This window comes from Candidatus Omnitrophota bacterium, from assembly GCA_041648975.1.
Classification (GTDB): domain Bacteria; phylum Omnitrophota; class Gorgyraeia; order 2-01-FULL-45-10; family 2-01-FULL-45-10; genus JAQUSE01.
On sequence record JBAZNZ010000033.1, the window covers coordinates 1 to 11,394 of the forward strand.

Genomic DNA, 11,394 nt, shown 5'->3' on the forward strand with positions numbered 1-11,394 from the left:
GGGACTGGTTCAGCGCTCCGTTCCATGAACGAAGTAAAATGCCTACTGGGATATCGCAACAGGCCCAGTTAACTTTTTGGTAATTTGGACAGCAATGATAGAAAATACTAAATGAAACTGCTCGCGATCGACACATCGACGGAATACTTAAGTCTTGCGGTAACGGACGGCGGCAGGGTCTTAAGCAGTTTTCACGAGAAGGCCGCAATGAAGCATTCGAGCCTCCTCGTTCCCATGATAGACAGAGTCCTGAAAAAAGCGAAGTTGACGCCGCATGGCATCGACGGAATTTGCGTAAGCGCAGGGCCCGGTTCATTTACAGGCCTGAGGATAGGGATCACTACCGTCAAAGGGTTTGCGTACGCGCTGAAAAAACGTATAGTCGCTGTGCCGACGCTTGACGTCATCGCGTATAATGCCGAAGGTTTTAAAGGATTTTTATGTCCTGTCCTCGACGCTAGAAAAGGCAAGGTCTACGCCTGCATATACCGCTCGGACGGTAAGTCGATAAAGAGGCTGTCGAAATACCTGCTTCTACCCGCAAAAGAACTGATGGAGAAGATGCGGGGAAAAAATGCGTTATTTATGGGAGACGCTATTGACCAGGTCGAAATAAAAAAAGATTATCTGAAAGACTGGTATCCCAGGGCCGAAGTCGTGGCTGCGCTCGGATCGCAATATTTTAGGAAGAAAAAGTACGTGAAGCCGGAAGAGTTGGAACCGATGTATCTTTACTCGAGGGAGTGCGATATAACAGGGAAATAGTAAGTCGTAAGTTATAAGTTATAAGCTGTAAGTAAAAGCGGAATACTAGATATGGATAATATAACAGTCAAAATACGCAACGGAGTTCCAAGGCCGCGTTACAGGCCGACATGGGCTGATATAGACCTTAACGCGATAGAACATAATTACAAGCAGGTCCGAAAGCTCGTCGGAAGGAATATCTGCATAATGGTCGTGGTGAAAGCCAATGCATACGGCCATGGTACAGTAGAAGTGTCGAGGGTCCTTGAGCGCTGCGGGGTCGATTATCTGGGCGTCGCGACGACGGATGAGGCTGTCAGGATAAGGGAACACGGCATAAGTACGCCTGTGCTGGTCTTGGGATCCGTCCTGCCGGACGAATTAAAGGTGGCGATAGAGAAGAACATTACTCTGACATTATGCAGCGAGGAATTGCTGGAGGCTGTCAAGAAAGAGGCTGCGGGGACCTCAAGGCTTAAAGTCCACATAAAGGTCGATACGGGAATGGGCCGGATAGGTATCTGGCACGAGGAGGCGTTCGATTTTGTCAAGAGGGTCTCGGCTGAAAAGAAGATTGCCCTCGAAGGCATATACACCCATTTTTCGAGTGCGGGCCGTGACGACTTCTTTACCAATTACCAGATTGAGGCATTCGAGAAACTTTTGGTCGATGTAGAGAAGGAATGGATAAAGATTCCGCTCCGTCACGCGGCCAATTCTATCGCGACGGTCGATTTCAAAAGGTCGCATCTAAACCTGGTGAGGCCGGGCCTGATCATATACGGCATGTATCCTAAGCACACATTTCCGAAGTTGATAAAGCTCAAACCCGCTCTTTCGTTAAAGACGCGCATAGTCTATATCAAAGATACCCCTCCCGGCCGCTCTATAAGTTATGGGCGGACTTTTATAACACAGAAGCAGACGAAGATCGCGACGTTGCCTATAGGTTATGCTGACGGGATCTTCAGGAACCTCTCGAACAGGGCCGATGTCCTGGTAAAGGGACACCGCGCTCCGGTTATCGGCAAGGTTACCATGGACCAGATAATGATAGATATTACTAAGATAAAGGGAGCAAAAGTAGGAGATGAGGTCGTCATAATAGGTAAACAGGGCCTCGATGAGATACGCGCCGAAAAGCTTGCCCGCCTTGCAGGAACAATAGCCTACGAAGTCGTCTGCTCGATATCCAACAGGGTACCCCGCATATATAAAGCCTGATTCTGTTAAGTGATAAAAAAGTAAGTAATAGTTGCTTGTAGATATTGATTTTGTAGTGTATCCTATAGTATGGATGAAGTAAAACAGGGGATTAGTTTAATTTAGGACTGAACGCACGGTTATCGCGGATCAGGCTTTTTTGTGTCCGTATATTTCAGGGCTTTTGAAAAGCGTTAAAAATGGGGGATACAATGCGTAACAAAATAAAGACAAATCTAATTTTTCTAATTATATCACTCATGACTTTATTATCTTTTACAGAACCTGCAAACGCAATCGCGACCGACCCATCCCAGAAGTCGTCCCTTACCGAAAAACAGAAATACGCGCCCGGAGAGGTTATAGTCAAGATCAGAGAAGATGCCAGACCGGAAATACTGCATGCTAAGGCTAATTCAGAGCGCATAGCGGATCATAAAAACACCTTATCGGGCATAAAATCTAAATACGGCCTTAAAGATGAAAAACCCGTATTTAAAGGATTGCATAATAAACTTAAAGCCAAGGACTTGAGCGCGCTAAAAACAGCGGATCTTCTTTCTACATATGTATTGATGACGGATAAAGACGTCCTTTCAGTATGCGAGGAGCTTAAGCGGGACCCAAATATTGAATACGCGGAACCTAACTATATAGCAAGGATCCAGATGGTCCCGAACGATCCGTATTATTATTCTTCCGGCAGCTGGGGCCAGGGATACGATGACCTGTGGGGGATAAAGAAGATAAAGTGTGAAGAGGTATGGGATGCCGCGCAGGGTGAAGGCGTGGTTGTGGCAGTAATAGACACGGGGGTAGACTATACGCATCCGGATCTTGCCGGGAACATATGGACCAATCCAGGCGAAATTCCAGATAATAGTGTAGATGACGACGGCAACGGATATATAGACGATGTGTGCGGGTGGGATTTTGCGTACGACGATTCGGATCCGATGGATCGTTACGGCCATGGTAGTCATTGCGCGGGCACAATAGCCGCGGTTGGAAATAACGATATAGGCGTAATAGGAGTTGCGCCAAAGGCAAAGATCATGGCTCTGAAGGGGCTCGATAATGGCGGCTCGGGCAGTTACGGGCATCTTGCGGAATGCATAGTATACGCGGCGGATAACGGCGCTTCGATTTTGAGCAATTCCTGGGGCGCCCCCGGAACCAGCCGGCTTTTAACGGATGCTTTTCGCTATGCTAATGATAAAGGATGTGTATGCATAGCGGCCGCGGGAAACAGTGATTCCGATATTAAGTGGCACGTCCCTGCGAACATAGATACCGTGATCGCCGTTGCCGCGTCGGACGAGAACGATGAAAGATGCGTATTTTCCAACTGGGGCGATAAGGTTGTGGCCGCTCCCGGAGGCGGGCTGAATGATGGCACCATCTCCATCTATAATATACTCTCCACAATATCCGATTATACCGTCATTGGACAGCAGGCAAAGAAAGAGTTAAAGATCTCTTCCGGTTATATGCGTTTTGCGGGAACATCCATGGCATGTCCCCACGTGGCCGGCATCGCCGCGTTGATACTTGGTAAAAACCCGCTATTGTCGCCTGAAGATGTGCGCGAAATCATTCAATCATCAACCGATGATACAGGCGCTCCCGGTCATGATGTGTATCTGGGATACGGCCGTGTAAATGCATTAAAAGCATGCGTCGATACTAAAGATATCAGATCGAATATCGGTATAACTTCTCCGGAAGATACGGGCTATGTAAGGTCGGATGTGTATATTACAGGAAGCGCATATATTGAAGAAGGTTTTAAGGGATATGAGTTATATTTTGCGCCTATGGAAGATCCTGCAAATCATACATTGATTAATGCTTCGGCTCTGGCCGTACCCGACGGACTGCTGGGAGTATGGGATACGCGCGTCCTGCCGGACGGCGAATATATACTAACCTTAAAGGTTACCACAACCAGCGATAAAAATATAATACAGTCTGCGGCCGTTAACGTAGATAATATCAGTCAGGCGCCTGTTGTAGATGTTGCCAATCAAGGGGCCACCATAGGACGAACGTGTGAATTTAAAATATCTGCTCATGATCAAGACGATCCGTCGACTCCCGAAGGACAATTGTCGTTTAGCGCCGAGAATCTTCCTTATGGAGCGCGGTTTGATCCGGATACTAAAATCTTCAGTTGGACGCCGGACGAGCAGGATAAGGGTTCGTATGTAATCAGGTTCATTGTAAGAGACGATGCTCATACCGTTACAAAAGATATTACTCTGGCTACCGTAGTGGTATATAAGACCCCTATTCCTAAAGATGATTACGAATATCCGCTTGAAGTTAAAATAGCCGGAGACAAAATTGTATGGCGCGGATACTCGGGCATCACTATGTATAACCTTACGAACGGTAAGATGACTCAGATAGCCTATATGGCCAGTTTTTTTGATGTCAACGAGGAATTTATCACGTGGACATCCGACCTATACCGGTTTTTATACGTATATGAGATCTCTACGGGCAAGACTGTTAAGATGACTTTTCCGTCTTCGATATGGCCGGTCAACCCTATACTTTATAATAACAAGATTTTGTTCAGGTCGGGCGCTTTCGATCTTTACGTAAAGGACATGGCTACAAAAAAACTCACATTCGTCTCTAACGACTATCTTCTGGCAAGCCATAACAGTTACGCGATATTTGATAGTAAAATTGTCTGGGGCGCGGCGCCGTTCGAGGCTGATCTCCATGAGAGATACGATATGTATCTGTATGATTCGGCAGCCAATCGTAAGACACGGATAGGTGATGACGACATTGCCTGTATAAACATCTACCAGGATAAGATAGTATGGACGCGATATCGTAATGGCGCCATGGGTTACCATTTTCCCCCGATGGATACATATATGAACGATTTGGCCACGGGTAAAAAGACCCACATATCTACAGGCTCGGATATATCGATAACGTCTGATATATACGAAGATAAGATTGTTTTTGCCGAAGACGCTCCCGGTAAGGCGCCCGGTATTTATGTTTACGATGCTTCAGAAGACATGAGATTTGAGATAGAGCCCGGCCTATCGGGTTCTGCGCCCAACAGTCATCCCGCCATCTATAAGAATAAGATCGTCTGGCTGCAAGGCACCGGCTGGCCTAAACCGCGCGACATTTGTCTGGCAGAGTTCTACTATCCTCCTAAAATAACATCGCCCTCTTCGGTATGTATCCCCTTAGGATCTGCGCTTACCATAAACGGTACGGACTTCGGAGATGCTAAAAACGATTCCGTCGTAATGCTAGATAGTGGATTGATCTGTCCTGTCAATTCCTGGTCGGATAAACAGATCATAGTGACGATTCCTAAAAATGTTATATCTGATAATCTAAAAGTCGTGACACGGGGGGGCCAGAGTAATGGTATAGCGGTTAGAGTATTGACGCCTCCCGCGAATCTTACCGCGACCGCCTTGTCCCTTTCGCAGGTAAGACTTTCGTGGAAGAACACATCCGACAATCAAACCGGATTTATAGTAGAAGGCTGCGAAAAATCGAACTTTAAATCAAGCCAGATCATGACGGTGGTAATAAAGAATCCGAACAGTACCACGGTCGACTGTAATTCCCTGGCACAGGGTAAGACGTACTATTTTAGGATAAAGGCGCGTAACGGTTTTGTGAATTCTCCTTATTCCAATATAGCGGTTGTTACGATGCCTGTGAGTCCATACATAAAATCGCTTTCCCCGGTGTCAGGCAAACCGGGTTCCTCGATGAAAATAAACGGCAAAGGCCTTGAATGGACCGGTAATATGCGGGTGATCTTTTCCAATGCAAAGACGACCGCGAACGCTGTTATATCATCGCAGGCGCCTACGCGCATGACCATTGTTGTGCCTAATCTGATAAAAGGATCTTATACCATAGCGGTTAAAGACAGTCTTGGTGAGAGTAACACAAAGAGATTTACTATAAAATAGCGCAAATCGCTTATTTTGTGTTAAACGAGATTTAATCTACCCTGCTAACATAGGAGATTGGCAGGGTTTTTTATTTATTTGACATAATATACCATAATATCATATAATCTTTAGTCTATGTGGTATGTTGGGCAATTTATTGGAGGATCGTTATTATGAACCCCGCCCTTCCCGTGTAAGGGGCGAGGTCAGAAAGGAAGGGCGGGGTGAAGAGCGATAAGATCAAAAAGGGTGTTGAACGGGCAGGAGCAAGGTCTCTTTTATACGCTACAGGCATATCCAAAGAGGATATGGCAAAGCCGTTTATAGGGGTCGCCACGTCCAGGACCGATATTATACCGGGCCACATACATATGGCCCGTTTAGAGCGTTTTATTGAGCGCGGCATCGCTGCCGCAGGCGGAGTGCCGTTCTTTTTTGGAATTCCGGGCATATGCGACGGCATTGCTATGGGCCACACAGGCATGAAGTATTCGCTTGCTTCGAGGGAGCTGATAGCGGATATGATCGAGTGTATCATGAAAGCGCATCAATTTGACGGGCTCGTATGTCTGACGAACTGTGACAAGATCACTCCCGGCATGCTTATGGCTTCAGGACGGCTCAATGTGCCTACAGTCGTCGTTACGGCAGGGCCTATGATGAGCGGAAACCTAAGGGGTCGCAGGCTTTCATTGGTCAAAGACACATTTGAGGCGGTAGGGCGGTTTAAGAAGGGCGATATCTCGCAGGAAGAACTGAGCGCTCTTGAGATGTGCGCGTGTCCGGGAGCCGGGGCGTGCCAGGGATTATATACGGCTAATTCGATGGCTTGCGTTACGGAGGCGCTCGGTATGAGCGTTCCGGGGTGCGCAACGGCTCTGGCGGTGAGCGCAAAGAAAGACAGGATCGCCCAGGAGAGCGGTGAGAGGATAGTCAATCTCGTCCGCAGGAATATACTACCGCGGACGATATGCAGGAAAGAGGCGTTCTCTAACGCCATCAAGGTTGATATGGCTTTAGGCGGTTCGACAAATACTGTCCTGCATGTGATAGCTATTGCCAAGGAATTCGGTATCGATATATCAGCCGAAATGTTCGATGAGATATCGAAAAAGACGCCGCATATCTCCAATATACTACCGGGCGGAGAGCATTTCATGGAGGATCTCGATTCAGCGGGCGGCATCCCTGCTATCATGAAGAGGATGAAGAACCAACTCGACGACATAATGACATGCAGCTCAAAGACGATAAGCCAGATAGCGAACGAGGCTCAGATCCTGGATGAGAACGTCATCAGGGATTATAAGAACGCTTATCATAAAGAGGGCGGTATTGCTGTCCTGAAAGGCAATCTCGCGCCTGAGGGCGCGGTCGTTAAGCAGACTGCAGTCTCGGATGCGATGCTCAAATTTAATGGGAAAGCGCGAGTCTTCGATTCGGAAGAGTCGTGCATGCAGGCTATCATGGCGGGAAAGATCGCCAAGGGAGACTGTGTCGTCATCAGATACGAAGGGCCTATGGGTGGTCCCGGTATGAGGGAGATGCTTTCGCCTACGGCTGCGATCGTCGGCATGGGACTTGCCGATGATGTCGCGCTTATCACGGACGGAAGGTTTTCAGGCGGGACACAGGGGCCGTGTATCGGCCATATCTCGCCCGAGGCGCAAGCCGGAGGAATAATTGCGATAGTCAAGGACGGCGACGAGATATCGATAGATATCCCAGGCCGTAAGCTTGAACTTAAAGTGAGCGATGACGAGATAAGGTCTCGTCTAGCCAAATGGAAAGCGCCTGCGCCGAAAGAGAACGAGGGATATCTTGCGCGGTACGCGAAGGTTGTCTCATCGGCGGCGGAAGGCGCTGTGTTACGAAGTTGAAAAAAGTTTAAATACGAAATCCGAATATCAAAATCCGAAACAATATCGAATTACCAAAATTCAAATGACCAAAATGAGGTTTTGAACATTAATACATTCGGATTTGTTTCGAATTTCGAATTTCGTGCTTCGGATTTAACGGATTAGGAATATATGAAACTAACTGGAGCTCAAATTTTAATCGAGTCACTGAAGAAAGAGGGGGTCGAATATATATTCGGCTATCCCGGAGGCCAGGTATTGCCTATTTTCGATAAGCTATATGACGCGAGCGTTAAGCTTATACTGACGCGGCATGAGCAGGGGGCCGCGCACGCGGCTGACGGTTACGCGAGGGCGACCGGCAAAGTCGGAGTATGTCTTGCGACGTCAGGCCCGGGAGCAACGAACCTTGTAACCGGCATCGCGACAGCCTATATGGATTCGATACCGATGGTCGCGATAACCGGACAGGTCAAGTCATTCCTTATAGGCAACGACGCTTTCCAGGAAGCCGATATTACCGGCATAACGAGGCCGATCACAAAGCATAATTATCTGGTCGAGGACATAAAAGATCTAGCGCGGATCATTAAAGAGGCGTTCCACATAGCTTCTACGGGGAGGCCGGGGCCCGTACTGATAGATTTTCCATCAGACATCCAGATGCAGGAGACGGAGTTCGTCTATCCCGAGAAAGTCGATATACGCGGCTATAAACCGACATATTCAGGGCATCCCGGGCAGATAAAGAGGGCGGCTAAGGCGATATCGGATTCGAAGAGGCCGGTGCTATATGTCGGCGGAGGCGCAATTATATCCGAAGCGTCGGATGAAGTCAGGGAACTGGCGACCAAGAATGAGATACCTGTTACCATGACGCTTCTGGGGCTGGGCGCGTTTCCGCTTACCGATAAACTGGCTTTGGGCATGCTCGGCATGCACGGCACGGCTTACGCTAACCACGCGATAATGGAGTCGGACTTGATAATAGCCGTCGGCGCCAGGTTCGATGACAGAGTTACCGGAAAGGTCGACGCGTTCGCTCCGCACGCTAAGGTCATCCATATAGATATAGATCCGGCCAGTGTCTCGAAGACGGTCGACGTTGATATACCGATAGTCGGCGACGCTAAGGCCGTGTTGAAACAATTAATAAAATCCGTGAAGAAGCCGGATACAAAAGAATGGCTTGCTAAGGTCGAAGGGTGGAAGAAGAAATATCCGTTAAAATATAAGGATGACGATAAACTTCGGCCTCAATATATCCTGGAGGAGATCTGGAGGCAAACCAGGGGTGAGGCGATAATATGCACTGAGGTCGGCCAGAACCAGATGTGGTCCGCGCAGTTCTATAAATTCACGAAACCGAGGACGATGCTTTCGTCGGGCGGACTGGGCACGATGGGATACGGTTTTCCCGCTGCCATCGGCGCCCAAATGGGTAAGCCGAAAGCCCTCGTCTTCGATATAGCGGGCGATGGTTCTATCCAGATGAATATACAGGAACTGGCGACTGCAGTTATCAACAAATTGCCTGTTAAAGTCATTATCCTTAACAATTGCTGCCTTGGGATGGTTCGTCAATGGCAGGAGTTGTTCTATAAGAAACGGTATTCATATACCTGTCTCGGCGGAGAGTCTCCTGATTTTGTGAAGCTTGCAGAAAGCTACGGGGCGGTTGGGATAAGGGTGACTAAGAAGTCCGAGGTCAAGGGGGCAATCGAAAAGGCGATCAAGACCGACAATGTGGTCTTCATCGATTTCCGTATCGAGGAAGAGGAAAATGTCTTTCCGATGGTCCCCGCGGGAGAGGCGATCAATAAAATGATCGACGGTTTAGCATGAAACATACAATATCTGTTCTGGTAGAGAATAAATTCGGCGTGCTCGCGCGGATATCAGGGCTTTTCAGCGCTAGAGGGTTCAATATAACGTCTTTAGCTGTAGGAGAGACTGAGGAACCGTCTGTCTCCAGGATGACGATAGTTGTCGAGGGTGACGACAAGACGCTTGAGCAGATAAAGAAACAGCTCAATAAGCTAATCGATGTTATTAAGGTCGTCGATTTCAGGGAAGGGGAGTTCATAGACAGGGAACTTATCCTTGTAAAAGTATCCGTGAAGGCAAAAGACCGCAAAGAGGTACTCGAGGCAGTGGAATCTTTTGGCGCCAGGATAGAGAACGCGGGGCCGCATACAATAAGCGTGGAGGTCATGGGAGACCAGACCAGGATAAAGGCTATCCTGGAACTGCTTAGGCCATTTGGCATACTGGAGGTGGTAAGGACGGGCAGGATAGCGATGGGGACTGATGATAAGGGGCTGAAGGTGGAGGGAAAACCGGAGGTTAATGAGTGATAAATTCGAAATCCGAATATCGAAATTCGAAACAATATCAAATTTTCAAAATTCGAATTTAGAATTTGTTTCGGATTTCGTATTTCGTGCTTCGGATTTGGAGAATAATCAAGAAAGGAGTAGTTAGAGATGGCAAAGATCTACTATGACAAGGACGCTGACTTGGATGTGTTGAAGGGGAAGAAGATAGCTGTTATCGGATACGGTATTCAGGGCCGCGGGCAAAGTTTAAATCTCAGGGATTCGGGGCTGGATGTGGTCGTGAGTGAACTACCCGGGACGCCTAATTATGAGCTGGCCAAGAAAGACGGATTTAATCCGGTTTCGGCGAAAGAGGCTTCAGCGCAGGCCGATATTATACAGATCCTGACGCAGGATCACCTGCAGGCGAAGTTGTACAAAGAAGAGATCGTCGGGAATATGACGAAAGGCAAGACGCTCCTATTTTCGCACGGATTCAATATACGTTTTAAACAGATAAAGCCTTCGAAGAAGATAGACGTCATCATGGTCGCGCCGAAAGGGCCGGGCGCTCTTGTGCGCAGGATGTACGAAGAGGGCAAGGGCGTTCCGTGCCTCGTGGCGGTCTACCAGGACGCGACCGGTAACGCGAAGAAGACGGCGTTAGCGTACGCTAAGGGAATAGGCGGGACTAGGGCAGGCGTTATAGAGACGACGTTCGAAGAGGAGACCGAGACGGATCTTTTCGGCGAGCAGGCGGTCCTATGCGGCGGCGCTACTGAGCTCATCAAGGCCGGTTTCGATACGCTCATCGAAGCGGGATACCAGCCTGAGATAGCGTATTTCGAAGTGCTGCATGAATTGAAACTTATTACCGACCTCATCCAGGAGACGGGCATCAGCGGTATGAGGCGCAGGGTGTCGAACACGGCTACCTACGGTGATCTGACCCGCGGCCCAAGGATAATAACCGACCGGACGCGCAAAGCGATGAAGAAGATGCTGAAAGAGATAGTTTCCGGGAAATTCGCGAGGGAGTGGATAAAAGAGAACGAGACAGGCCGGCATAATTTCGACGCCCTGCTGAAGAAAGGCGACGACCATAAGATAGAGAAGGTCGGGCAGGAGCTTCGCAAGATGATGCCGTGGATGGAAGGGAAGAAATAAATTTTTCGACACAGCCGAATGTGCTGTGTCGAGTGGTTCGCTCAGGACGCGTAATTTTCAGCCATGTGAAAATTACGCTCGGTAAAATTTCTCGTACGCTGCCTCGAAATTTTAACGCCTGAGCTCACCACATCGCCACATCACATT

The 11,394-nt window shown here is 48.3% G+C and carries 7 protein-coding genes; all 7 read left to right on the top strand.

Annotated features, from left to right (window positions below; genetic code table 11):
• Positions 1-111: 111 nt before the first annotated feature.
• Positions 112-765: a tRNA (adenosine(37)-N6)-threonylcarbamoyltransferase complex dimerization subunit type 1 TsaB gene (tsaB, locus tag WC592_08700; GenBank protein ID MFA4982527.1), complete on the top strand. Its 654-nt coding sequence runs from the start codon at positions 112-114 to the stop codon at positions 763-765.
• A 51-nt stretch (positions 766-816) separates the two neighbouring features.
• A complete protein-coding gene (gene alr / locus WC592_08705; protein ID MFA4982528.1) occupies positions 817-1,971 on the top strand; it encodes an alanine racemase in 1,155 nt (384 codons plus the stop codon).
• Between the two features lie 239 nt (positions 1,972-2,210).
• Positions 2,211-5,918: a S8 family serine peptidase gene (locus WC592_08710; protein MFA4982529.1), complete on the top strand. Its 3,708-nt coding sequence runs from the start codon at positions 2,211-2,213 to the stop codon at positions 5,916-5,918.
• A gap of 206 nt (positions 5,919-6,124) precedes the next feature.
• Entirely contained in the window at positions 6,125-7,780 is a 1,656-nt protein-coding gene (gene ilvD, locus WC592_08715; protein ID MFA4982530.1) for a dihydroxy-acid dehydratase, read from the top strand.
• Between the two features lie 153 nt (positions 7,781-7,933).
• Positions 7,934-9,607: a biosynthetic-type acetolactate synthase large subunit gene (gene ilvB, locus WC592_08720; protein ID MFA4982531.1), complete on the top strand. Its 1,674-nt coding sequence runs from the start codon at positions 7,934-7,936 to the stop codon at positions 9,605-9,607.
• The gene (ilvN, locus tag WC592_08725; GenBank protein ID MFA4982532.1) at positions 9,604-10,119 is read left to right on the top strand and encodes an acetolactate synthase small subunit; all 516 of its coding nucleotides are present in this window, start codon (positions 9,604-9,606) and stop codon (positions 10,117-10,119) included. Before ilvB ends, ilvN begins: the two co-directional genes overlap by 4 nt.
• Positions 10,120-10,248: 129 nt before the next feature.
• Positions 10,249-11,247, top strand: a complete 999-nt coding sequence (gene ilvC, locus WC592_08730; protein MFA4982533.1) for a ketol-acid reductoisomerase — start codon at positions 10,249-10,251, stop codon at positions 11,245-11,247.
• Positions 11,248-11,394: the final 147 nt, after the last annotated feature.

Bases quoted from the DNA above. Each gene is read 5' to 3' on its own strand.
- ilvB (MFA4982531.1), top strand. From the start codon at position 7,934: ATGAAACTAACTGGAGCTCAAATTTTAATCGAGTCACTGAAGAAAGAG.
- ilvN (MFA4982532.1), top strand. From the start codon at position 9,604: ATGAAACATACAATATCTGTTCTGGTAGAGAATAAATTCGGCGTGCTC.
- WC592_08710 (MFA4982529.1), top strand. From the start codon at position 2,211: ATGACTTTATTATCTTTTACAGAACCTGCAAACGCAATCGCGACCGAC.
- tsaB (MFA4982527.1), top strand. From the start codon at position 112: ATGAAACTGCTCGCGATCGACACATCGACGGAATACTTAAGTCTTGCG.
- alr (MFA4982528.1), top strand. From the start codon at position 817: ATGGATAATATAACAGTCAAAATACGCAACGGAGTTCCAAGGCCGCGT.
- ilvC (MFA4982533.1), top strand. From the start codon at position 10,249: ATGGCAAAGATCTACTATGACAAGGACGCTGACTTGGATGTGTTGAAG.